The sequence below is a fragment of the Tistrella mobilis genome (assembly GCF_039634785.1).
Classification (GTDB): Bacteria; Pseudomonadota; Alphaproteobacteria; order Tistrellales; family Tistrellaceae; genus Tistrella; species Tistrella mobilis.
Map to the genome: position 1 here is coordinate 292,773 of NZ_JBBIAB010000004.1, position 22,406 is coordinate 315,178.

The following is a 22,406-nucleotide window of genomic DNA, read 5'->3' on the forward strand; positions in this document are numbered from 1 at the left end:
ACAAGGCGCACCCGCGTCCGGTTGAGGAACGCCCGCAGGACCGGAGGGGGCCTGCGGGCGTTCGTCGTTCAAAGCCGCAGGGTCTCCGACGGCCGTTCGCCGAACCGGGCGCGATAGCTGCGGGCGAATTCCCCCAGATTGACATAGCCCAGCGCATAGGCGGCGCGCGATACGGTCATGTCCGACCCGCCCGCCTGCAGCAGGCGGCGCACTTCCTGCAGGCGGCGTTCGCGCAGGAAGGCGCTGGGGGTATAGCCGCGGAAGCGCCTGAAGGCGTCGGTCAGGCTGCGCAGGCTGACGCCCGCCGCCCGGGCGACCTCGGTCATGGCCGGCGGGCTGGCCGCATGCTCGGCCATGTAGGCTTCGGCAAGCCTCACATGGCGCGGCACCACGCTGCGCCCCGGCTCGGCGGGGTCGAGCCCGGCCCGGGCGGCCCAGTCGTTCAGCAGATGAAGGCAGACCGTCTGCTCCAGATGCCGGCCGACCCGGTCGGCCGCCAGCCGGTCCGGCGCCTCTGCGATCGCCCGGACCAGATATTCCATCAGCGCAAGCCAGGCCGAGCCCCGACCGCCGATCCGGCATTTGTGCTGCCAGAGCGCATCGCCCGGCACGAAACCCAGCCAGTCGCGGCAGGCCTGTTCCAGCACCGCGTGCGGGATGGTCAGGTTCAGCTGCAAATGGTCGGGGTCGAAATCGATCAGATGGTCGATGCGGCTGCAATCGGCCACGAAGCTTTCGCCGATGCCGGTATCCTCGAATTGCCGTGCGGTCGCGGCGTGGCGGGCATTGCCGGCGATGGTGGTCAGCACCACCGCATTGCCGGCATCCTCGGACCAGTCCTGCACGCGGACCGGAATGCCATAGGCGAAGCGGGTGACGATGATCCGCCCCACCCGCGCCGAATGCATGGTCGAATCCGGCGTCGCCGCCATGCCCGTGGGCGCCACCCGATAGGGCATGTAGACCCGGTTCGACCAGTCGCGGATCTCGTCCCAGTCGCGGGAATTCACCTTGTGATGCTGGCGGATCGGGTTGCCCCGGGCGTCATAGATCAGCGCATCTTTCAGCATGTGCCCGCCTCCCCTGTCGAAGCACGCAGACGTCTTCCTTCCCCCTGCCCCCTTTGCGGGTGGCGCTTTGCCATCACGATAGCGTCCCGACCCGGCGGCTGGCGAGTTTCAGGCGGGTCTGCGGTGCAGAAACTGCCGATATCCGACAGGCGCTGCCGATGCCGGATAGAGACGGGCCGCCCCTGCCCGCTACCCTTGCCCGCCATGGGCCCCAAGGTCGAACCCCGCCCGGATCGAGAGCGGAGAGGCCTGAGGCTCCGTCCAGGGAGGATGGCAATGACCGAGACATTGAAGACCGCCGCCGATGCGGTGCTGAACCGGGCCGTGACCGAGGGCCCCGGTCTGCCGGGCGTGGTGGCCGTGGCGACCGATCGCGCGGGCGACATCTATCGGGGGGCCGCAGGCCTCCGCGCCGCGGGCGGGGATGCGCCGATGACGGCGGACACCGTCTTCGCGATCTTCTCCACCACCAAGGCACTGACCGGCACGGCCGTGTTGCAGCTGGTGGAAGACGGCCTGCTCGACCTCGACGCGCCGGCGCGCGACTATCTGCCGGCGCTGGGCCGGGTGCAGGTGATCGAGGGTTTCGATGCCGATGGCAGCCCGCGGCTGCGGGCGCCGCGGCGCGAGATCACCACCCGCATGCTGCTGCTGCACACCGCCGGCTTCGGCTATGACTTCTTCAACCCGGTCTACGAGCGCCTGGCCACCACAAGGGGCCAGCCGAGCGTGATCACCGCCACGGCGGCGGCGCTCGATACGCCGCTGCTGTTCGATCCGGGCGAGGCCTGGGAATATGGCAGCAATATCGATCAGGCCGGGCGGGTGGTAGAGGCGATCACCGGCCGCCGCCTGGGCGAGGTGATGCAGAGCCGGATCCTGGACCCGCTGGGCATGACCGACACCGCCTTCACCATGACCGCCGACATGCGTGCGCGGCTGGCGGCGATGCATCAGCGCGGGGCCGATGGCAGCCTGACGCCCCTGCCCGACTTCATGCTGCCCCAGGATCCCGAGATCCATATGGGCGGCCATGGCCTGCAATCGACCGCCACCGACTACACGAAATTCATCCGCATGTGGCTGAATGACGGTATGGGCCCCGAGGGCCCGGTGCTGCGGCCCGAGACCGTGCGGATGGCGGAACAGAACGGGCTGGGCGAGATGAAGATCAAGATGCTGCCCGGCGTGATCCCCGCCCTGTCGAACGACGCCGAGTTTTTCCCCGGCATGCCCAAATCCTGGGGGCTGACCTTCATGATCAACGACGAGCCCGCCCCCACCGGCCGGCCGGCGGGCGCGCTCGCCTGGGCGGGGCTCGCCAATCTCTTCTACTGGATCGACCGGCAGAACGGGCTCGGCGGATTCTGGGCGACGCAGATCCTGCCCTTCGCCGATGCCGCCTCGGTCGGCGGCTATCTCGCCTTCGAAACCGCGGTCTATCGCCACAGTTGACGGGGACAAAAACAGGGGGCGGCGCCGTGACGGTGCCGCCCCTTCCCGGTCAGTCGCGCGACATCAGGCCAGCGACTTGCTGACCATCTCGTAGACATCGCGCGACAGGCCCTGGCGGGCGGCGATGCGCTCCAGCGCCTGGCGCATCAGGGCCTGACGCTGGTCGTCATAGCGCCGCCAGCGCTTGAACGGGCCCACCAGCCGGGCCGCGATCTGCGGGTTGCTGGCGTCCAGCGTGATGATCTGATCGGCCAGGAAGTCATAGCCGCGGCCCGAGGCCTCGTGGAAGCCGCGCGGATTGCTGGCGGCAAAAGCGCCGATCAGAGAGCGCACCCGGTTGGGGTTGCGCATCGAAAAGGCCGGATGCTCCATCAGCTTCAGCACATGGTCCAGCGCATTGGCGCGCGAGGCCGTCGCCTGAACCATGAACCATTTGTCGACCACCAGCGGCTCGTCCTTCCAGCGGGCATAGAAGGCGTCGAAGGCCGGCTGCGACAGCGCGTCTTCCTGGTCGGCCAGGACCAGCAGCCCGCCCAGCGCATCGGTCATGTTGTCGGCGGTCTCGAAGCGCCGGCGGGCGCGTTCCAGCCCTGCCGCACCGCCCGGGGCGCCCAGATAGGCCAGGCACAGATTGGCCAGCGACCGCCGGCCCACCGAGGCGGGATCGAAGCTGTAGGGCTTGCCCGCATCCTCGGCCGCCAGCCGGTCGAAGACCTCCAGCAGCAGCCCTTCCAGGCTGCGGCCGATCTCGCGCCGGACGAACTGCCGGGCGGCGGTGATGCCCTCGACATCGATCCTGGTCATGGTCTCGGCCAGATAGCTTTCGCCCGGCAGGGTCAACGCCTCGGCGATCAGGGCCGGATCCAGGCTTTCATCGCCGATCGTGCGGGCGAAGGCATCGCGGAAATCCGCGGGCAGCACCAGCGGCCGGCCGGCGGCGACATCGGCGATCAGGCGGTGGATCACCCGGATCGCATAGGTCTGCGCCGCCTCCCACCGGTTGAAGGCGTCGTCGTCATGGCCCATCAGGAAGGCCAGATCGGCATCTTCCGCGCGCGTCTCCAGCTTAACGGGGGCCGAGAAACCGCGGAGCAGCGAGGGCACCGGCCGTTCGGCCACATCGGCGAAGGTGAAGCGGGTGACGCGATCCTCCAGCACCAGCACCCGCTCGGTCTGGCCGGCTTCGGGTGCATCCGCCGCCTCGTTCGCCAGCCTGAGCGCGAGCGGCGCGCCGTCGGCGCCGATCAGCGCGGTGCGCACGGGGATCACCATCGGCTTCTTCACCGGCTGGCCGGGGGTCGGCTTCAGGGTCTGGGTGAAGGTCAGCTCGAAGCTGCGGCTTTCGGGGTCGTGGCGGGTTTCGACCGAAACCTCGGGCGTGCCGGCCTGGACGTACCAGCGGAAGAAATCGCCGAGGTCCAGCTCGTTGGCATCGGCATGGGCGCGGACGAAATCCTCGCAGGTCACCGCCTGGCCGTCATGACGCTCGAAATAAAGATCCATGCCCCGGGCGAAGGCCTCGGGCCCGATCAGGGTGTGAAGCATGCGGATCACCTCGGCGCCCTTGTTGTAGACGGTCGAGGTGTAGAAGTTGCTGATCTCTATATAGCTGTCGGGCCGGACGGGATGGGCGGTCGGCCCGGCATCTTCGGGGAACTGGGCGGCACGCAGCACCCGCACGTCGTGGATGCGCGACACGGCCGCCGACTGGTGGTCGGCCACGAACTGCTGCTCGCGGAAAACGGTCAGCCCTTCCTTCAGGCTGAGCTGGAACCAGTCGCGGCAGGTGATGCGGTTGCCGGTCCAGTTGTGGAAGTATTCATGCGCGACCACCGCCTCGATCCCGCCGTAATCGGAATCGGTCGCGGTGTCGGGGCGGGCCAGAATGTACTTCGAATTGAAGACGTTGAGACCCTTGTTCTCCATCGCCCCCATGTTGAAGTCGTCGACCGCGACGATCATGTAGATGTCGAGATCGTATTCCCGGCCATAGGCCTGCTCGTCCCAGACCATCGCCTTCTTCAGCGAGGCCATGGCGTGCTCGCATTTGTCGGCGTTGCGCGGCTCCACATACAGCCGGAGAGAGACGTCGCGGCCGCTCATGGTGGTGAACGGGCTTTCGCAGAGCGCCAGATCGCCCGCCACCAGGGCGAAGAGATAGCTGGGCTTCGGGAACGGGTCTTCCCAGGTGATGTGCCGGAGCCCGTCCTCGCCGATCTCGTCGGCCACCGGGTTGCCGTTGGACAGCATCACCGGCAGCACCGCCGGATCGCCGATGATGGTGGTGCGATAGCGCGCCATCACATCGGGCCGGTCGGGGAAATAGGTGATCTTGCGGAAGCCTTCCGCCTCGCACTGGGTGCAGAAGATGCCGTTGGAGAGGTAGAGCCCTTCGAGCGCGGTGTTGCCCGCCGGGTCGATCTCGGTCACCACCGTCAGTTCGAAGGCGGCCGGGACCTTGCGGATCACCAGGCGTTCCTCTTCCTGCAGCCAGCGGTCGGGGCCGACGGGCGCACCGTCGATCGCGACCGAGACCAGCTTGAGCCCGGCGCCGTTCAGCACCAGCGGTGCATCGGCCGGCGTATCGGCGGTCCGCTCCATCCGCGAGACGGCGGTCACCCGGGTGGCATGCGGATCGAGCCGGAATTCCAGATCGATCGACGGCACCAGATAGGCCGGCGGGGTGTACTCGGAGAGCAGGATGGTCTTCGGCGTATCGGTCTTCATGCGCGTCCCGGTAGAAGCGAGGCGATGCCGGCCACCGGGCCGGCCTCATGCATCGATCCTGCACCCCCATGCCGCCGGGGGCAAGGGCGCATCGCCGGGGGCAAGGGCGCATCGGCATCAGCCGCCGACGATACCCCCGGCCATGGCCCAGGCGACGGCGATACCGATAACGACGGTGATGGCAAGCGGCGCCCGGGCGAAGGCGGCCGCCGCCGCGGCGCCGGCGACCGCCAGCCCGGCCGTTACCCCGCCCTCGATCTGGAACACGCCGGGCACGATCAGCGCGCCCAGCGCGGCAAAGGGCACCGCATCCAGAAAGGCCTGAAGCCGGCGGCCGGGCCGCCAGCCTGCGGGCAGCAGCGCCGGCAGCACCCGCGGCACGGCGGTCGCCGCCGCCATGCCCAGGATGGTGATCAGCAGCAGGGTGTCCGACATCATCACCCGCCCCTCCCCAGCCGGCGCCCGGCGGCATCGGTGGCGGGCTCGGGTGCCGACCCGCCGCCCGAGATGAAGGCATGGCCGCCGGCCACGCACAGGATGGCGACCAGCAGCGCAATGCCCGCCGGCAGCACGGCGCTCAAGGCCGCATTCAGGATGGCCGCGGCGCTCACCACCAGCGCCATCGCCGGCCGCGCCTTCAACCCCGGCACCAGCAGGGCGACGAACAGGGCATAGAGCCCGGCGGCCATGGCGGCCCGCAGATCCGCCGGCACCAGCGCACCCGCGGCGATGCCGCCCAGCGTGCCGGCGATCCACGACAGATAGATCGCAAGCACCAGCGTCCCCAGAGCGGCCGGCCGGGCCGCGGCGGGGTCGCGGGCGAAACTCGCCGCCGCGAACGCCTCGTCGGTGATGCCGGCGTAAAGCGCCATGCGCCAGGGCCGCTTCAGCCGGCCGACCGCCGGGCGGATCCCGGGCAGGGCCAGGGTCATCACCATATGGCGCAGGTTCAGCACGCCCACGGCCAGCACGATTGCCGGCATGGCGGTGCCGGCCGCAATCAGCGCCACGGCCATGAATTGCGAGGCGCCGGCATAGACCAGCACCGACATGGCCACCGCCGCCCAGGCCGGCAGGCCGGATTCGGTTGCAAGCAGGCCGAAAGAGAATGCCACGGAGAAATAGGCGGCCATGATCGGCAGGGCCAGTTTCAGCCCGGCGATCACCGGCGACGGGGTGTCGCCCGATCGATTGACATCCGACATCGGCGGGGGAGTCCTGACAGGTCGGAGGAATGCCCGGATCAGCCCTGGCGGACGGGCGGGGCCATCAGCAGCCGGCCGCGTGCGCCCGCGATCCGCTGCAGGGTCTTCATGCCGCGCACCAGATCGAACAGGCGCGGCATGTCGTCGGCGGCCCGTGCCGCACGCGCAGCGCTGCGGGTGCGGTCGTGCAGGGCCGCCAGATCGTCGAGCGCCAGCCCCATCAGCATGGACTCGACGGCGGGACGCTGCGGATCGGCCTCGGCCAGGGCCAGCACCCGAGGCACCGGCACCGGCCGCAGATCCGACGCGGGAGAGGACGAGGCGAACATGGGGTCGCATCCTCGGAGGAGAGAGGAAACCGGATGCGCCGGGCAGGCGCCCGGTCACAGATGGCCCTCACCGTTCCCCAGCCGCGGCCCGGCGTCAAGCGATGTCGCGCACAACCACGGATTTTTCATCTAGATCTGCCGTTCGCGCCCCTGCCAATAGCGGTCACGGATCTTGCGCTTCAGCACCTTGCCCACCGGGCTGCGCGGCAATTCGGGCCAGATTTCCACATGTTTGGGGGTCTTGACCCCGCCGAGTTCAGCGCGGAGCCGCTGGGTCAGCGCCTGCACATCGACCGCATCGGGGGTGGCAGGCTCGACGATCGCGGTCACCGCCTCCCCCCAGACCGGATCGGGGATGCCGATCACCGCACAGTCGCGCACGGCGGGGTCGGCCAGGATGGCGCGCTCCACCTCGGCCGAATAGACGTTGAAGCCGCCGGTGATGATCATGTCCCGCGCCCGGTCGACGATCGAGACATAGCCGGCCGCGTCCATGAACCCCAGATCGCCGGTGCGGTGCCAGTCGCCGAAACGGTGTTCGGCCGTCAGCTCCGGCCGGCCGTCATAGCCGGGGGTGACCAGGCTGCCGCGGAAGCAGATCTCGCCGGTCTCGCCGCGCGGCAGTTCCCGTCCCCCGGGGTCGCGGATCGAAACCTGAGACGCGATCCCCGGCCGGCCGGCGGAAACCAGGCGGGCATGATCCCCGGCATCCAGCGCCGCCACATGTTCGGCCGCGCTCATGAAGGTGCCCATCAGCGGGATTTCGGCCTGGCCATAGCCCTGGACCAGAACCGGGCCGAACAGGGCCATCGCCTCGGCCAGCTTGTCGGGTGCCATGGGGGCCGCGGAATAGATCAGATAGCGCAGCGACGACAGGTCGTGGCCATGGGTCGACCGGTCGGCCAGAATCATATAGACGACCGTCGGCGGCAGAAAGAGATGTGTCACGCGATAGCGTTCGATCGCATCCATGATCACCACGGGATCGGCCTTGGGCAGGATCACGGTGGTGGCCCCGCCGGCCGTCAGCGGCAGCGCGATCACGCCCGCGGCATGGGTCATGGGTGCCGCCACCAGATGCACCGGCCGTTCGCCTTCGGGCATGGGCATATGCGCCCAGATCGACAGGGTCAGGGCCTCCCACATCCGGTCGGTCCAGACCACGCCCTTCGGCCGGCCGGTGGTGCCGCCGGTCGACAGGATCGCCGACACCCGGTCGGGATCATGCACCGGGTCGGGCGCCGGCGGCGGCGGGGCCGCGATCAGCGCCGCCGCCCGTGCCAGCTGCAACGGCCGCGCGGGCGGTTCCGGCGGATCGCCGGCCCCCAGCAGCAGCACCGCCCCGATCCCCGGCGCCGCATCCAGGATCTCGGGCAGGTCGGGCAGGAAGGCATCGGCGATCACCAGCACGCCCACCCGCGCCTGGTTCATGATGAACAGATTTTCAGCCAGGGCGTTGCGGGCATTGATCGGCACCCAGACCACGCCGGCCCGCATGCAGGCCAGCACGGCGGCAAAGCCCATGGCGGCATTGGGGGAATAGACGGCCACCCGCAGCTGCCCCGCCCCATCGACCGGCAGCCCCGCCAGCCAGCCGGCCAGCGCCTCGACCCTGGCGTTCAGGTCCCGATAATCGAGCGGCGACCCGCCACTTCCCACATCGATCGCGGCGACGGCATCGGGGGCCAGCTGCAGGCCGCGCAGGAACGGGTCGATCGGACGCATCGCTTCACCCCATGGTCGATGGCAGCCACAGCACGATGCCGGGCGCCAGGCAGATCAGGAACACGCGCACCAGATCGGCCGCGACGAAGGGGGCGACGCCGCGATAGATGGTGGCAAGGCCGACATCGCGGGCGATGGTGTTCAGCACCAGCACGTTCAATCCGTAAGGCGGGGTGATCAGCCCGATCTCCACCGTCATGGTCACCACCACGCCGAACCAGATCGGGTCGAAGCCCAGCGCCACCGCCACCGGATAGGTGATCGGCACGGTGAGCACGATCATCGCCAGCGTGTCGAGAACGCAGCCGAGCAGGAAATACCCGGCCAGCATCGCCGCCATCACCCCCCAGGGCGACAGCCCGGTTTCGGTCAGGGCCTGAACCAGCAGCTGGGGCGCCCGGGTCAGGGCCAGGAAATAGCCGAAGACCAGCGCGCCGATCAGCACGACCATCACCGAGGCGGCACTGCGGGCGGCCTCGGTCAGGGCACCGCCCACGGCCGCCAGCGTCAGCCGGCCGCGGATCAGCCCCACCGCCGCCACCGCCAGCGCGCCCATCGCACCGGCTTCGCCAGGGGCAAAGACACCCAGATACAGCCCGCCGATGATGCCGAGAAAGATCGCGGCCACGGCCCAGAGCCCGCGCAGGCTGGCGAAGCGTTCGGCCCGGCCGGCGGGCGCACCGCCGGGGGCGGCTTCCGGCCGGCGCCGGGCGATCAGGGTCACCGTCAGCGCATAAAGCGCCACGGCCAGCACGCCGGGCACCAGGCCCGCCACGAACAGCCGGCCGATATCCTGTTCCGTCAACAGCCCGTACAGGGCCAGCACCAATGAGGGCGGGATCAGAATGCCGAGCGTGCCGCCGGCGGCCACCGTGCCGGCCGCAAAGCCGGGCGCATAGCCCCGGGCCCGCATTTCGGGCAGGGCCACCCGCGCCATGGCGGCGGTCGAGGCGACCGACGAGCCGCAGATCCCGGCGAAACCGGCGCTGGCCAGAATGGTGGCGAGGCCGAGCCCGCCCCGCGCGCGCCCCGCCCAGGCATGGCCGGCCGTGTACAGCTCTCGCCCCAGCCCGGTGTGGTTGGCAAGCGCGCTCATCGCGATGAACATCGGGATCAGCAGCATGTCATAGCCGGTCAGCGTGCGCAGCGGCGACTGCACCGCCACCGCCGCCGCCGGGTTGAAGCCGATCAGCGCCGCAATGCCGCCCAGCCCGGCGATGAGCATGGCGAACCCCACCGGCACCCGCAGCAGGGCCAGCAGAAACAGGCCGCCGAAACCGCCGAGGGCGGCAATCCCGCCATCGATCATGTCTTCACGTCCCCCTCCACCGGGGCCAGCAGTCGCAGCAGGGCCAGCAGCGCCGCCACCACCAGCCCCGCCGCCATCACCAGATGGGCGGGCCAGAGCGGCAACTGCAGATCGGCCGTGGTTTCGCCCGAACGCAGCAGCAGATCGGTGCCGAGCACGCCGGACCGGGCGAGCAGCACGGCGCCGGCCAGCGCCCCCGCCCCGCCCAGAACCGCCACCACCGCCGCCAGCGGCCGCGGCAGGGCCCGGGCGACATCGATCCGGATCAACTCGTCGGCCGCGATGGCGGCGGCGATCCCCCAGCAGGCGGCGATGCCGCCGGTCAGCCGGACCAGATCGAAACCGTCGGGCACGGCATAGCCGAAAAGATAGCGGGCAAGGGCCGTCACCCCGCCCGCCACCACGGCAAGACCCAGTGCGGCAGCCGCCGCCCTGCCGGCGAAGCGCCCGGCGGCCGCCACCCCTCGTGTCAATGCCGCCTGCATCCGGTCAACGCCCGGCGGGCGACGGTGCCGCCGCGATCGCGGCCTCGAGATCCGCCAATGCCGCAGCGCCGTCGATGCCCTTGGCGGTGGCATCGGCGATCCACTGGGTCCGGAAGGGCTTGCCGGTTTCGGCCCAGAGCGCACGCTGCGCCGCATCGGGAGTGGTGAACACCTGGTTCGGCAGGCCGGCAAGCGTCGCCCGGCCGGCGCGTTCCCAATCGCCCCAGGCGGTGGACAGGCGCACGGCGTCAGCCACCGAGCAATGGGCGTCGACCGCCGCCCTGGCATCGCCGCTCAGGCCCTGATACCAGCGGGTATTGGCAAGGTAGAGCACCGGCACGCTGTAGAGCGGCAGATCCATATGGTTGTTCAGCACCTTGTCGAGCCCGAAGGAGACCAGGGTGCCGTAGGCGAGCGTCGCCGCATCGATCACGCCCCGTGCCGCCGCCTCGCGCGCTTCGGGCGCGCTGATCGACACGGCGGATGCGCCCATCGAGGCGAAGAGCCGGCCGACCAGGGCCGAACCGGGACGCAGCTTCATGCCCTCCACATCCTCGGGCACCGTCACCGGTTGGCGGCTGTGCAGAATGCCGGGTTCCTGAACGATGCCGAGGCAATAGGTGACCTCGGGCATTTCGCGGGGGGCGAGCGGCCGGTACCAGCTGTCGAAGGGGGCCGCCGCCTGTGCGGCCGAAGGCACCAGGAAGGGCAGTTCCAGCACCGACACGATCGGGAAGCGGCCGGGGGTGTAGCCCGGCACCACCAGCGCCAGATCGGCGATGCCGCTGGCGACCATGTCGTAATGATCGCGCGCCTTGCCCAGCTGTTCGGCCGGGAAGACCTGCACCTCGAGCGTGCCCTTCGAATCGGCGGTCACCGCCTTCGCCCAGTCTTCCACCCCCTGATGCAGCGCATGGGTGGTGGGCACCCAATGGGCGAAGCGCACCGCCTGCCCCGCCGCATCGGCCCGATCGCCCAGCCCCAGCAGCATCGACGCCACCGCCAGGCCACACGTCATCATCCGCCGCATCCGCCTGCGGCGGATGCCCGTTGCCGTTTCCGTCATCTGACCGTCCCCTCGCCCTGTCTGACGTGCCCGCCCGATGATGCGCTGCCCGGTACCCGTCTGCTGCGATCATACAGTCTTATGGTTGAATGGACCGGCACATCTCTTCTGTGAGGGTTATATCAGCACGTATGGTTTTTCAAGGGGTTTGATCATCGCGGGACAGGCGCATACCCCGGCAACAGAAAGGCCCGCCGGAGGCCGGCGGGCCGGTTGGAGATCTGCAACGATCCATGCCCGTCCTGGGCAGGGATCAGGCCCTTTCGGGAAGGGATCAGGCCCTAGGGGGCAGGATCAGGCGATGCGGCGCTCGCGGCCGCCGCGGCGCTGCGACAGCCGGGCCGCCAGCTGCCGGCGGGCGGTATCCATCGCATCGCGGACGACCTGCACCACATCGTCGGGGCCGGAGACGCGCGGGCGGATACGGGTCACCACGATATCCGGTCCGGGCACGGCCATTTCCACCCGCACCGTCAGGCCCTGCACGCGATCGTCGGGGGTTCGGTTCGCTGCCTCGATCACGATCTGGAGCTGCTCGATACGACCGCCCATGCGGTAGAGAAGCTCAGCCCGATCGTGTATCGCCGTCTCGATCGCCGGGGAACGGTCGAGGTTGCGGAAAGTGATGGTCGGCGAACCTTTGGTCATGATCGGTCTCCATCTGGATCAGGGCTGCAGCCGAGGCGCCGCAGCCTCTATTGATCCACTTGGGCGCCCTTCCCGCGCAGTTCACGTCTTGACAAAAACTTCTTCTGCGTTCCTGGCCGTTCCGGGCTGCGACCTCCCGCCGCAGCCCAAAAACGCAATTTAATTTCAATGAGATGCCAGGATCTTCAAACCCACGATGCCAGAGACGATCAGCAGGATGCAGGCCAGACGTGCCGCCGTTGCCGGTTCGCCCAGCACGAAGATGCCGAAGAGCACGGTGCCGACCGTGCCGATGCCGGTCCAGACCGCATAGGCGGTGCCGAGCGGCAGGCTGCGGAGCGCCAGGCCCAGCAGCACCACCGAGGCGGTCATCGCCCCGACGGTCAGCACCGAGGGCCAGAGCCGGGTGAAGCCATGGGTGTATTTGAGCCCGACCGCCCAGCCGATTTCGAACAGGCCGGCGATGACGAGAATGATCCAGGACATGCGCGGAGACCTCCCGCATTGATGCGCAGGGTCGTCCCCGCAGAGGCGCCGGAGCCGATATCCGGAGGCAAGCCGGATCCGGGCGGAAGGTCGTCCTTCCGCGGCGCGTCACGATGCCAACCCATATAGCCGCCGCAGACGCCTGCGTCCAGCACGTGGATGGCTGGCCCCGGCGGCCACGGAATGCCAAGATGGCGAAAGCAGCGCTCCGCACACCGCAGAAGGGACAGGCGATGACGGCACGGACGGAGATCGCGGGACTGATCCTGAATGGCGGCCAGGCCGTCCGGATGGGCGGGGTCGACAAGGGTGCCCTGGAACTCGCCGGCCGGCCGATGCTGATCCATGTCATCGACCGCATCCGCCCGCAGGTCGGCCATCTGGCGATCAGCATCCGCGCCGGGCGCACGCTCCCCCGCATTGCCGGCGACGCGCCGCCCGGCTGCGCCTCGGGTGCGCTGCGGGCGCTGATCGATCAGCCCGGCCCGCCGATCGGCCCGATCGCCGGCATCGAATCAGGTCTCGCCTGGGCCGCCACGCTCACCCCCTGCCCCCGCGCCCTGCTGGTGGTACCCAACGACGCGCCGCTGCTGCCCGAAGATCTGGTGCGCGGCCTGCTCGCCGCCCTGCCCGCAGGCGGACCGCCGCGCCCGGCGGTCGCCGCCAGTTTCGGCCGCATCCATCCGGTGGTCTCGCTCTGGCCGCTGGCGCTGGCGCCCAGGGTCTCGGCACTGGCCGATACCGCCCGGGCCTGCGCCACCGGCGGCGGCAGGGCCGCCTCTCTGGGTGGGGCGCTGGCCGCGCTGGGGGCGGTTGCCGCCGACTTCCCCGCCCGCCGGGATGGCGGCGATCCCTTCCTGAACATCAACACGCCCACCGCCCTGGCGGTCGCCGATGCCGCGGCCCGGCGCGGCTGAACCCTCTCCCCACCTCGACATCACATAATACCGACATGAAACTGTCATGATTCCCGGGCATGATCCGCCGGACCTTTCCGACCAGGAGCACGCCCAGATGCAGATCACCGTCCACAAATCCGACGATGCCGTCACCCGGATCGTGCTCGAGGGCCGTCTCGACGTCGCCGGCAGCGCCACTGCCGAACTGCCCGTCTCCACCGCCTGCGGTGCCGCGAAGAACGTGATCGTCGACATGACCGACGTCGCCTTCCTGGCCTCGATCGGCATCCGCCTGCTGCTGGCCAATGCCAAGGCGGTCACCCGCCGCGGCGGCCGGATGATCCTGGTCGGCGTGCAGGATCAGGTGCGCCAGACCATCACCATGTCGGGCCTGGCCGACCTGCTGCCGATGGTGGACGATGAGGATACGGCGCGCCGGCAGATCGCCGGCTGACGCCGCCGCATCTCCTCTCCCCGGTCTCAATCTCAGGCCGCGGCCTGGCTCGCCATCCAGGCGCGCCAGCCGCCATGGCCGGTGATGTCGCGCGCCTCGGATGCCGCCGCCGCCTCGCAGATGAAGCCTGCGACCGCGCCGCCATCCTCCAGCACCAGCGTGCCCAGACCCAGCGGTGCGGCGATGCCGGTCACGAAACGGCCGAGCGCCGCCACCGGCATCCGCCAGATTTCGACCGCGATCCCGGCACCGCCCTCGTCCACCCGCACCAGCCCCGGCCGGGCGGGGGACAGCTGGTTCAGCGCATACAGCCGGTAGACCGGCGCCGTGGTCGCCGCCCGCACGAACTGCGCCCCGGCCGCGACCAGCTCGCCATTGAGCGGCAGCCCCGCCATATGGGCGCCGACCACGGCCAGATCGACCGTCCGCCCGGCCTCCACCGCTCCGCGCGGGCCCGCGGGCCCAAGCGGCAGCCCCGTGGCGCCGGCGGTCAGCCCGGCCGCCCGGTGCAGCCGGTCGCCCAGCGCCAGCAGCCGGCGATCGGCGAAAGCCGGCGCGAACAGGGTCACGCCGAAGGGCAGCCCGTCGTCGCGGAACCCGGCCGGCACCGCTACTGCGGCATAGTCCAGCAGGTTCATGAAGTTGGTGTAATAGCCCAGATTGCTGTTCAGCCGCACCGGGTCTGCCTCCAGCGCCGCCACGGTGTAGGTCGTGCCGGCCGTGGGGGTGATCACCAGATCGACCGCATCCCATACGGCATCGCAGACCTTGCGCAGTTCTTCCAGCCGGTACATGGCGCGGAAGGCGGCGACCGCGGTCACGCCACGGCCGCCCTCGATGATTCCGCGCACCACCGGATGGCCGGCCTCGGGATTGGCGGCCAGGAAATCCCCCACCGCCGCCGTGCGCTCCGCAACCCAAGGCCCTTGATAGAGCAGGCGCGCGACCTCGAGGAAAGGCGCGAGATCGATCTCCACCGCCTCGCCGCCCAGGCTTTCGAGCCGGGCGACGGACGCCGCGAAGAGCGGCGGGTTGAGCCGGTCGCCGAAGAATTCCAGCGCATCGGCGGCGGGCACGCCGAAGCGGAAGGCCGCGGGTGCCGCCGGCAGGGGCTGGCCCGCGGGCCAGGGGGCCGGGCGCGAATAGGGATCGGCCGGATCATGGCCGGCGGCCGCATCCAGCACCGCCGCGGCATCATCGGCGGTCTGGGCGAAGACGGTGACGCAGTCGAGCGAGCGGCAGGCCGGCACCACGCCGGCGGCGCTGACCAGCCCGCGGCTGGGCTTCAGCCCCACCGTGTTGCCGAAGGCGGCCGGCACCCGGCCCGAGCCGGCGGTATCGGTGCCGAGCGAGAACGAGACCAGCCCGGCCGCGGCCGCAACCCCCGATCCCGAACTCGACCCGCCCGAGACATACTCGGCATCGAAGGCGCTGCGGGGCGCACCCCAGGGGGAGCGCACGCCCACCAGACCGGTGGCGAACTGATCCAGATTGGTCTTGCCGATCAGCAGGGCGCCGGCCGCCACCAGCCGCGCCACGACCGTGGCTGACTGCTCAGGCACGTAGGTGAATTCGGGGCAGGCGGCCGTGGTCGGCAGCCCCGCCACATCGATATTGTCCTTCACCGCGAAGGGGATGCCCCAGAGCGGCAGCCCCGCGGGCCCGCGCGCCATCAGCGCCCGCGCCTCGGCCAGCAGATCCGCTTCGTCGCGCAGCAGGATCCAGACGGCAGGGTCGGGCCAGGCGCGGATCCGCTCGAAGGCGAGCCGCACCACCGTCACGGGGTCGGTCTCGCCCGCGGCATAGGCGGCGGAGAGCCGGGCAATGTCGAAGGCGGCAGGCAGGGTGTCGGTCATCGGGCGACGTCCTTAAACGGGCTGGTCGGATCTGGCGGTGCTGCGGGCGCGGGTGCCGACATAGGCAACGGAGGCGGCGCTGACCGTCAGCACATGGGCGCGGGTCTCGGCCGCGGCGGCCTCGGCATCGCCGCGCAGGATGGCCTGCACCATGCGGTCATGTTCCTCGCAGGACGAGGCGAGCCGGCCCAGAACGTTGAACTGGGCGCGCCGGAAGGGCGCCAGGCGCTTGCGGGTCAACCCGACCAGTTCCTCCAGATAGGAATTATGGGCGCCGGCATAGATCGCCTGGTGGAAGCGGGTGTTGAAGGCGGCATAGTCGTCGGTGGCGCCGGCCCGCACCGCAGCGGCGCTTTCCAGATGCAGCGCCTCCAGCCCGCGGCGTTCGGCGCCGGTCATATGCAGGGCGGCCAGCCGGGCCGCCGCGGCCTCCAGCTCGGCCATGGCCACGAACATCTCTTCCAGCCGGGCCTCGGACATCACCATCACCAGCACGCCGCGATTGGGCCGGCGTTCGGCCAGGCCCATGGTGCAGACCTGGCCCAATGCCTCACGCACCGGCGTGCGCGAGACATCGAAGCGGGCAGCCAGTTCATGCTCGTCAAGCCGCACGCCCGGCAGCAGGCGGCCTTCGATGATGTCGTCGGCAATCGCACGGGCAAGGGTATCGGCCAGGCTGCGACGCAGCCCGCCCGGCGGGCCGTCGGCGGCGGGTCGGATCTGATCGGTCATCGGGGGCCTTCGACTGCTGATGCGGGGGTCAGGGGCTGCATACGAGTTTGCATGCAAAGTGCCAAGTCGGCAAACGTCATATTTTTCTCTTTAAAAACAACATATTAATTCAATAACTCCGGAGAGTTCCTCCGGATTTTTCGGGCGCCGTCCTCATATATGATTATAAATTAATCATTGCATACAATTCATGCACATAAAATAGACAGACACATGCGGTCAGCCTCTGCGTCGGCGGCGCAACTGCCGGCTTCTTCTTTTTGAATCAATCCATTGCGACGTCCAGAGGCGCTTGGCACGCGGCTTGCGGACGGCGGATCAGACACGGCCGATCAGCCCCCATCGCCCGTCCGGCCCCACAGCCCGCCCGTCCCGAGGAGGATGCTCTCGTCATGGCCCATGATTTCTCCCTCAACCGCCGCACGCTGCTGAAGGGCGCCGGCGCGCTCGGCCTGCTCGGCGCCACCGCGGGCCTGCCGCTCAGGCGGGCTCTGGCGGCCGGCAAGCTGACGGTCGGCTTCATCTATGTCGGGCCGCGCGACGATTTCGGCTACAACCAGGCCCATGCCCAGGGTGCCGCGGCGGTGAAGGCGGCCTTCCCGAACGTCACGGTGCTGGAAGAAGAAAACGTGCCCGAGACGATCGAGGTCCAGAAGACCATCGAGAGCATGATCAATCTCGACGGCGCCGGACTGATCTTCCCCACCTCCTTCGGCTATTACGATCCGCACGTCATGAAGATGGCGGAGAAATATCCCGACGTGACCTTCCTGCATTGCGGCGGGCTCTGGGCCGAGGGGCATCCGAAGAACGCCCACAGCTATTTCGGCTATATCGACGAGCCGCAGTACCTGTCGGGCATCGTGGCCGGCCATGCCTCGAAGACGAAGAAACTGGGCTTCGTCGCCGCCAAGCCGATCCCGCAGGTGCTGCGCAACATCAATGCCTTCACGCTGGGCGCGCGGTCGGTCGATCCGACCATCACCACCCAGGTGATCTTCACCGGCGACTGGTCGATGCCGGTGAAAGAGGCCGAGGCCACCAACAGTCTGGCCGATCAGGGCGCCGACGTCGTGACCTGCCATGTCGACAGCCCCAAGGTGGTGGTGGAGACCGCCGAACGCCGGGGCATGTTCACCTGCGGCTATCACGCCACCCAGGCGCCGCTGGCGCCCAAGGGCTATCTCACCGGCGCCGAATGGAACTGGGAGAGCCTTTATCCCCGCTTCGTGAAGGACGTGCTGGCCGGCACCGACATCCCGTCGCTGGTTCGCGGCGGGCTGAAAGAGGGCATCGTCAAGACCTCGGCCTATGGTGCCGCGGCGCCCGAGGCCGGGCGCGCCGCGGCCGATGCGGTCAAGGCGCAGTTCATGGCCGGCGATTTCGCAATCTTCAAGGGCCCGATCAGGGACAACAAGGGCGGCACCGTGATCGCCGCCGGCACCACCCACGGCCAGACCGACATCGCGCTTGAAAAGATGGACTACCTGGTCGAGGGCGTGATCGGCGCCACCGCCTGATCGGCCCCCTCCCCCGATCGACTCCTCCCCCCGCATCCTCCATCGCCGTCAGGAAGTTGCGCAGCGCCATGCTCCAGGCCCGGACGATGTCAGACCCGAAACTCCGGCAGGCGGCCGAGGCCGTCGCCATTCCCGTGCTGGCGGTCGCGGTCAGCATGGTGCTGTTCGGCGCCTTCGTGGCGGCGGTGGGGGTGGATCCGATCGAGCTGTACCAGCTGATGTATCGCGGCGCCTTCGGCACCTGGTTCTCGTGGCAGAACACGCTTCAGCGTGCCGCCCCGCTGCTGCTGGTGGCGCTGTGCACCGCCCTGCCCGCCCAGATGGGGCTGGTGGTGATCGGCGCCGAGGGGGCGCTGGTGCTGGGCGGGCTGGCGGCCATGGCCGCCGGCCTGCCGCTGGCCGATGCCGGGGCACCGGTGCTGGTGGTGCAGCTGGCCATGGCGGCGGCCGGCATGGCGGCCGGTGCGGTCTGGATCGGCATCGCCGGCGGGCTGCGCCATGCCCGCGGCGTCAGCGAGACGATTTCCAGCCTGCTGATGGTCTATATCGCGATCGCGGTGCTGAACCACATGGTCGAAGGGCCGATGCGCGACCCGGCCAGCCTGAACAAGCCCTCCACCCCCGCCATCGGCGATGGCTTCATGATCGGCGACATGCCGGGCATGGATGTGCATTGGGGCTTCGTGATCGGCGTCGTCTTCTGCCTGGCCGCCTGGGTTCTGATGTTCAAGACCACCTTCGGCTTTGCCGCCCGCATGGTCGGCGGCAATGTCCGCGCCGGCCGGGCCGCCGGCCTGCCGGTGGGCGGGCTGATCGTCGCGGTCACCATGATCGGCGGCGCGGCTGCGGGACTTGCCGGCATGGTCGAGGTCGCGGCCGTCCATGGCCGGGCCAATGCCACGCTCGCCGCCGGCTATGGCTTCACCGGCATTCTGGTCGCCTTTCTTGCCCGCCAGAACCCGCTCGCCATCATCCCGGTCGCGATCCTGATGGGCGGGATCGGCGCCAGCGGCGGCCTGCTTCAGCGCCGGCTGGACCTGCCCGACGCCACGGTTCTGGTGCTGCAGGGCATCCTGTTCGTGGTGCTGCTTGCCAGTGAAACCCTCTATGGCCGGCTGCGCCTGCCCTCTCTCCCCCGCCGCCGCAACGCCGCCCCCGCGGCACCGGCCGCCACCGGAAAGGCCTGATCCCATGGAAGACGCGGCTCTGGGCTGGTGGGGTGTGCCGCTGGCGGTGATCGCAGGCGCGATCCGCATCTCCACCCCCTTTCTCTTCGTCAGCCTGGGCGAATGCCTGACCGAGAAGAGCGGCCGGATCAATCTCGGCCTGGAAGGCACGCTGGTGATGGGCGCGATGAGCGGCTACGGCACCGCCTATCTCACCGGCTCGCCCTGGGCGGGCGTGCTGGTCGCGGGGCTTGCCGGCACGGCCTTCGGGCTGCTGCATGCGCTGATCTGCGCCCTGCCGCGGGTCAACGACATCGCGGTCGGCATCGCGCTGATGCTGCTGGGCACCGGCCTCGCCTTCTTCCTGGGCAAGCCCTTCATCCAGCCCACCGCCCCGCATCTGCCGGCGATCAGCCTGGGCTTCTGGAGCGAGGTGCCGCAGATCCGCGCGGCGCTGGAGGTGAACGTGCTGTTCGTGATCGGCGCGCTGCTGGCGGTCGCGATGCTGTGGGCCTTCCACGCCACCCGCTGGGGGCTGATCATCCGCATGGCCGGCGACAGCGCCGATGCCGCCCGCGCCATGGGCTACGACCCCGACCGGGTGCGGATGTGGGCGACGATGACCGGCGGCTTCCTGGCCGGTGTGGGTGGCGCCTTCCTGTCGCTCTACTACCCCGGCAGCTGGAATGAAGGCCTGTCGAGCGGCCAGGGCATCACCGCGGTGGCGCTGGTCATCTTCGCCCGCTGGAACCCGATGTGGTGCTTCTATGCCGCACTGCTCTTCGGCGGCGCCAGCGCCCTCGGCCCCGCGCTCCAGGCGGTGGGGGTCACCCAGGGCTACTACCTGTTCAACGCCGCCCCCTATCTGCTGACCCTGGTGATCATGGTTCTCGCCTCCTCTTCGCGCCGCCGGCTGGCGGGCGCGCCGGGCGAGCTGTCGGTCACCCGCTGATCCCGCTCCCGACCGCCCCACGCCCGCCCAACCCGAGGATGCCCGTCATGACCGCGACCGCCTTCAACACCATCCCCGGCGACCCGTATCCCTGGCCGTTCGACGGCCGGCTTCTGCCCGCCAATACCGCGCTGATCATCATCGACATGCAGACCGATTTCTGCGGGGTCGGCGGCTATGTCGACAAGATGGGCTACGACCTGTCGCTGACCCGCGCGCCGATCGGGCCGATCGGGGCAGTGCTGGCGGCGATGCGGGCCCGGGGCTATCACATCATCCACACCCGCGAGGGCCATCGCCCGGATCTGTCGGACCTGCCGGCCAACAAGCTCTGGCGGTCGCAGCGCATCGGCGCCGGCATCGGCGATCCGGGCCCCTGCGGGCGGATCCTGGTTCGCGGCGAACCGGGCTGGGAAATCATCCCCGAACTGGCGCCGCTGCCGGGCGAACCCGTGATCGACAAGCCGGGCAAGGGATCGTTCTGCGCCACCGATCTGGAGCTGATCCTGCACACCCGCGGCATCCGCAACATCGTGCTCGCCGGCATCACCACCGATGTCTGCGTCCACACCACGATGCGCGAGGCCAATGACCGCGGCTTCGAATGCCTGTTGCTGGAAGACTGCTGCGGCGCCACCGACCGGGCCAATCACGATCATGCCATCCGCATGATCAAGATGCAGGGCGGCGTTTTCGGCTCGGTCTCCAGCTCCACCGCCTTCATCGAGGCCCTGCCATGAGCACCGCGGCCGGGATCGAAGCGGTACCGGACGCCCCGGTACCGATCGGGGCCGATGACGGCCCGGAGATCCGGGCGCTCGGCATCGAAGCCGTGGCGATGACCAAGCGCTTCGGCGCCTTCACGGCGCTCGACGGCGTAAACCTGCGGGTCCGCCCGGGCAGCGTTCATGCCCTGCTGGGCGAGAACGGCGCCGGCAAGTCGACCCTGGTCAAATGCATCATGGGCTATTACCGCCCCGAAGAGGGGGCGGTGATCGTCGGCCGCCGCGAAACGCCGATCTCCAACCCGCGTGAGGCCCATGCGCTGGGCATCGGCATGGTCTATCAGCACTTCACCCTGGTGCCGGGGATGACGGTGCTTGAAAACCTGGTGATGGCCCGGGCCGATACGCCCGCGATCATCGACTGGACGGCGGCGCGCGCCGAGGCCGAAGCCTTCATGGCCCGCATGCCCTTCCGGGTGCCGCTGGAGGCCCCCGTGGCCAGCCTGGCCGCCGGCGAGAAGCAGAAGGTCGAGATCCTGAAACAGATCTGGCTCGACGTCCGCTTCCTGATCCTGGACGAGCCGACCTCGGTTCTGACCCCCGACGAGGCCGACGACATCCTGGGCCTGCTGGCGGACATGGCGCGGGCCGGTGACCTCACCATCCTGATCATCACCCACAAATTCCGCGAGGTTCTGGCCTTTGCCGACGAGGTGTCGGTGCTGCGCCGCGGCCGGCTGGTCGGCGGCGGCCGGGTCGCCGATCTGGATGTCGACCGGATGGCGGCGATGATGATCGGCGAGGCGACGCCGACGGCACCGGCCGCCCGCCTTGCGGGCATGCCCGGCGAGGTGGCGCTCGACATCCGCGATCTGGAAGCGCTGGACGATACCGGCGAACCCGCACTTCGCGGCGTCTCGCTCCAGGTCCGGCGCGGCGAGATCGTCGGCATCGCCGGCGTGTCGGGCAATGGCCAGAGCGCCCTGGTCGAGGTGCTGGCCGGCCAGCGCCGGGCCGAGGCGGGACATATGACCGTCGACGGCGCGCCCTATGCCGCCAGGCGCGCGCAGATGCTGCGCCACAAGGTCTGCCTGCTGCCCGAAGAGCCGTTGAAGAACGCCTGCGTCGGCCGGATGAGTGTCGCCGAGAACATGGCCTTCCGCCGCTTCGATCAGGCGCCCTATGCCCGCGGCTGGTTCCTGTCGAAGGGCCGGATCCGGGCGGCGGCGCGCGAGTTGATCGCCCGCTACAACGTCCGCACGCCATCGCCCGACACGCCGATCGCGGCACTGTCGGGCGGCAATGTCCAGCGGGCGGTTCTGGCGCGCGAGATCGGCGGCGAGGTCGAGGTGCTGATCGCCGCCAACCCGGTCTTCGGGCTGGATTTCTCGGCGGTGGCCGACATCCACGGCCAGATCGTCGGTGCCCGCAATCGCGGCGCCGCGGTGCTGCTGGTCAGCGAGGATCTGGACGAGTTGCTGGAGCTGGCCGACCGGATCCTGGTCATCTCCGACGGCCGCATCGTCCACGAGACGGCCGGCGCCACCGCCGACCGTGTGGCGATCGGCCGCCACATGGCCGGCCACTGAGGGGAGCC

General features: G+C 69.7%; 21 protein-coding genes. 8 read left to right on the forward strand and 13 right to left on the reverse strand.

Going from position 1 to position 22,406, the window contains the following annotated elements; translation table 11 throughout:
• Nucleotides 1-68 precede the first annotated feature (68 nt).
• The gene (locus WI697_RS07760; protein ID WP_345958038.1) at nucleotides 69-1,070 is read right to left on the reverse strand and encodes a helix-turn-helix transcriptional regulator; all 1,002 of its coding nucleotides are present in this window, start codon (nucleotides 1,068-1,070) and stop codon (nucleotides 69-71) included.
• A gap of 276 nt (nucleotides 1,071-1,346) precedes the next feature.
• Here WI697_RS07760 and WI697_RS07765 point away from each other — a divergent pair, with 276 nt between their 5' ends.
• Nucleotides 1,347-2,525 (forward strand): methyl acetate hydrolase AcmB, encoded by a 1,179-nt coding sequence (locus WI697_RS07765; protein WP_345958039.1) that lies wholly within the window; start codon nucleotides 1,347-1,349, stop codon nucleotides 2,523-2,525.
• A 63-nt stretch (nucleotides 2,526-2,588) separates the two neighbouring features.
• Here WI697_RS07765 and pepN read toward each other — a convergent pair whose 3' ends face one another.
• The 10 genes from pepN to sugE form a co-directional block, all read right to left on the reverse strand.
• Complete coding sequence (pepN, locus tag WI697_RS07770; RefSeq protein ID WP_345958040.1) at nucleotides 2,589-5,252, reverse strand: aminopeptidase N; 2,664 nt, start codon at nucleotides 5,250-5,252, stop codon at nucleotides 2,589-2,591.
• Nucleotides 5,253-5,369: 117 nt separating this feature from the next.
• Nucleotides 5,370-5,690: an AzlD domain-containing protein gene (locus WI697_RS07775; RefSeq protein ID WP_014744727.1), complete on the reverse strand. Its 321-nt coding sequence runs from the start codon at nucleotides 5,688-5,690 to the stop codon at nucleotides 5,370-5,372.
• On the reverse strand, nucleotides 5,690-6,457 hold the full coding sequence (locus tag WI697_RS07780) for an AzlC family ABC transporter permease (RefSeq protein WP_345958041.1): 768 nt from the start codon (nucleotides 6,455-6,457) through the stop codon (nucleotides 5,690-5,692). Before WI697_RS07780 ends, WI697_RS07775 begins: the two co-directional genes overlap by 1 nt.
• A 38-nt stretch (nucleotides 6,458-6,495) precedes the next feature.
• Nucleotides 6,496-6,786: a hypothetical protein gene (locus tag WI697_RS07785; RefSeq protein WP_062763313.1), complete on the reverse strand. Its 291-nt coding sequence runs from the start codon at nucleotides 6,784-6,786 to the stop codon at nucleotides 6,496-6,498.
• Between the two features lie 129 nt (nucleotides 6,787-6,915).
• Nucleotides 6,916-8,511: an AMP-binding protein gene (locus WI697_RS07790; protein ID WP_345958042.1), complete on the reverse strand. Its 1,596-nt coding sequence runs from the start codon at nucleotides 8,509-8,511 to the stop codon at nucleotides 6,916-6,918.
• A gap of 4 nt (nucleotides 8,512-8,515) precedes the next feature.
• Nucleotides 8,516-9,820, reverse strand: a complete 1,305-nt coding sequence (locus WI697_RS07795) for a TRAP transporter large permease (RefSeq protein WP_345958043.1) — start codon at nucleotides 9,818-9,820, stop codon at nucleotides 8,516-8,518.
• Nucleotides 9,817-10,293, reverse strand: coding sequence for a TRAP transporter small permease subunit (locus WI697_RS07800; RefSeq protein ID WP_345958044.1), 477 nt, complete (start codon nucleotides 10,291-10,293; stop codon nucleotides 9,817-9,819). The genes WI697_RS07795 and WI697_RS07800 overlap by 4 nt, the downstream gene beginning before the upstream one ends.
• Before the next feature lie 16 nt (nucleotides 10,294-10,309).
• The gene (locus WI697_RS07805; RefSeq protein WP_345958045.1) at nucleotides 10,310-11,326 is read right to left on the reverse strand and encodes a TRAP transporter substrate-binding protein; all 1,017 of its coding nucleotides are present in this window, start codon (nucleotides 11,324-11,326) and stop codon (nucleotides 10,310-10,312) included.
• Nucleotides 11,327-11,665: 339 nt separating this feature from the next.
• Nucleotides 11,666-12,019, reverse strand: a complete 354-nt coding sequence (locus WI697_RS07810) for an HPF/RaiA family ribosome-associated protein (RefSeq protein ID WP_062763323.1) — start codon at nucleotides 12,017-12,019, stop codon at nucleotides 11,666-11,668.
• A 165-nt stretch (nucleotides 12,020-12,184) separates the two neighbouring features.
• Entirely contained in the window at nucleotides 12,185-12,505 is a 321-nt protein-coding gene (sugE, locus tag WI697_RS07815; protein ID WP_062763325.1) for a quaternary ammonium compound efflux SMR transporter SugE, read from the reverse strand.
• A 233-nt stretch (nucleotides 12,506-12,738) separates the two neighbouring features.
• Between sugE and WI697_RS07820 the strand changes: the two genes are divergently transcribed.
• Entirely contained in the window at nucleotides 12,739-13,422 is a 684-nt protein-coding gene (locus WI697_RS07820) for an NTP transferase domain-containing protein (protein ID WP_296719251.1), read from the forward strand.
• A gap of 97 nt (nucleotides 13,423-13,519) precedes the next feature.
• Complete coding sequence (locus WI697_RS07825) at nucleotides 13,520-13,858, forward strand: STAS domain-containing protein (RefSeq protein ID WP_345958046.1); 339 nt, start codon at nucleotides 13,520-13,522, stop codon at nucleotides 13,856-13,858.
• Nucleotides 13,859-13,890: 32 nt separating this feature from the next.
• Here the strand turns inward: WI697_RS07825 and atzF are convergent, their stop codons facing one another.
• Both atzF and WI697_RS07835 read right to left on the reverse strand, forming a co-directional pair.
• On the reverse strand, nucleotides 13,891-15,714 hold the full coding sequence (gene atzF, locus WI697_RS07830; RefSeq protein ID WP_345958047.1) for an allophanate hydrolase: 1,824 nt from the start codon (nucleotides 15,712-15,714) through the stop codon (nucleotides 13,891-13,893).
• A gap of 12 nt (nucleotides 15,715-15,726) precedes the next feature.
• Entirely contained in the window at nucleotides 15,727-16,446 is a 720-nt protein-coding gene (locus tag WI697_RS07835) for a GntR family transcriptional regulator (RefSeq protein ID WP_345958048.1), read from the reverse strand.
• Between the two features lie 392 nt (nucleotides 16,447-16,838).
• Between WI697_RS07835 and WI697_RS07840 the strand changes: the two genes are divergently transcribed.
• The 5 genes from WI697_RS07840 (at nucleotide 16,839) to WI697_RS07860 (ending at nucleotide 22,398) form a co-directional block, all read left to right on the forward strand.
• A complete protein-coding gene (locus WI697_RS07840) occupies nucleotides 16,839-17,966 on the forward strand; it encodes a BMP family ABC transporter substrate-binding protein (protein WP_345958049.1) in 1,128 nt (375 codons plus the stop codon).
• A 68-nt stretch (nucleotides 17,967-18,034) separates the two neighbouring features.
• Nucleotides 18,035-19,153 carry an ABC transporter permease gene (locus WI697_RS07845; protein WP_345958050.1) on the forward strand — a complete coding sequence of 373 codons (1,119 nt, stop codon included), beginning with the start codon at nucleotides 18,035-18,037 and terminating at the stop codon, nucleotides 19,151-19,153.
• A 4-nt stretch (nucleotides 19,154-19,157) separates the two neighbouring features.
• Nucleotides 19,158-20,084: an ABC transporter permease gene (locus WI697_RS07850; RefSeq protein ID WP_345958052.1), complete on the forward strand. Its 927-nt coding sequence runs from the start codon at nucleotides 19,158-19,160 to the stop codon at nucleotides 20,082-20,084.
• A 47-nt stretch (nucleotides 20,085-20,131) separates the two neighbouring features.
• Nucleotides 20,132-20,824: a biuret amidohydrolase gene (biuH, locus tag WI697_RS07855; RefSeq protein WP_345958054.1), complete on the forward strand. Its 693-nt coding sequence runs from the start codon at nucleotides 20,132-20,134 to the stop codon at nucleotides 20,822-20,824.
• Nucleotides 20,821-22,398, forward strand: a complete 1,578-nt coding sequence (locus tag WI697_RS07860) for an ABC transporter ATP-binding protein (protein WP_385998633.1) — start codon at nucleotides 20,821-20,823, stop codon at nucleotides 22,396-22,398. Before biuH ends, WI697_RS07860 begins: the two co-directional genes overlap by 4 nt.
• Nucleotides 22,399-22,406: the final 8 nt, after the last annotated feature.

Coding starts and splice junctions, on each gene's coding strand:
- WI697_RS07760 (WP_345958038.1), bottom strand. CDS start 1,070: ATGCTGAAAGATGCGCTGATCTATGACGCCCGGGGCAACCCGATCCGC.
- WI697_RS07765 (WP_345958039.1), top strand. CDS start 1,347: ATGACCGAGACATTGAAGACCGCCGCCGATGCGGTGCTGAACCGGGCC.
- pepN (WP_345958040.1), bottom strand. CDS start 5,252: ATGAAGACCGATACGCCGAAGACCATCCTGCTCTCCGAGTACACCCCG.
- WI697_RS07775 (WP_014744727.1), bottom strand. CDS start 5,690: ATGATGTCGGACACCCTGCTGCTGATCACCATCCTGGGCATGGCGGCG.
- WI697_RS07780 (WP_345958041.1), bottom strand. CDS start 6,457: ATGTCGGATGTCAATCGATCGGGCGACACCCCGTCGCCGGTGATCGCC.
- WI697_RS07785 (WP_062763313.1), bottom strand. CDS start 6,786: ATGTTCGCCTCGTCCTCTCCCGCGTCGGATCTGCGGCCGGTGCCGGTG.
- WI697_RS07790 (WP_345958042.1), bottom strand. CDS start 8,511: ATGCGTCCGATCGACCCGTTCCTGCGCGGCCTGCAGCTGGCCCCCGAT.
- WI697_RS07795 (WP_345958043.1), bottom strand. CDS start 9,820: ATGATCGATGGCGGGATTGCCGCCCTCGGCGGTTTCGGCGGCCTGTTT.
- WI697_RS07805 (WP_345958045.1), bottom strand. CDS start 11,326: ATGATGACGTGTGGCCTGGCGGTGGCGTCGATGCTGCTGGGGCTGGGC.
- WI697_RS07810 (WP_062763323.1), bottom strand. CDS start 12,019: ATGACCAAAGGTTCGCCGACCATCACTTTCCGCAACCTCGACCGTTCC.
- sugE (WP_062763325.1), bottom strand. CDS start 12,505: ATGTCCTGGATCATTCTCGTCATCGCCGGCCTGTTCGAAATCGGCTGG.
- WI697_RS07820 (WP_296719251.1), top strand. CDS start 12,739: ATGACGGCACGGACGGAGATCGCGGGACTGATCCTGAATGGCGGCCAG.
- WI697_RS07825 (WP_345958046.1), top strand. CDS start 13,520: ATGCAGATCACCGTCCACAAATCCGACGATGCCGTCACCCGGATCGTG.
- atzF (WP_345958047.1), bottom strand. CDS start 15,714: ATGACCGACACCCTGCCTGCCGCCTTCGACATTGCCCGGCTCTCCGCC.
- WI697_RS07835 (WP_345958048.1), bottom strand. CDS start 16,446: ATGACCGATCAGATCCGACCCGCCGCCGACGGCCCGCCGGGCGGGCTG.
- WI697_RS07840 (WP_345958049.1), top strand. CDS start 16,839: ATGGCCCATGATTTCTCCCTCAACCGCCGCACGCTGCTGAAGGGCGCC.
- WI697_RS07845 (WP_345958050.1), top strand. CDS start 18,035: ATGCTCCAGGCCCGGACGATGTCAGACCCGAAACTCCGGCAGGCGGCC.
- WI697_RS07850 (WP_345958052.1), top strand. CDS start 19,158: ATGGAAGACGCGGCTCTGGGCTGGTGGGGTGTGCCGCTGGCGGTGATC.
- biuH (WP_345958054.1), top strand. CDS start 20,132: ATGACCGCGACCGCCTTCAACACCATCCCCGGCGACCCGTATCCCTGG.
- WI697_RS07860 (WP_385998633.1), top strand. CDS start 20,821: ATGAGCACCGCGGCCGGGATCGAAGCGGTACCGGACGCCCCGGTACCG.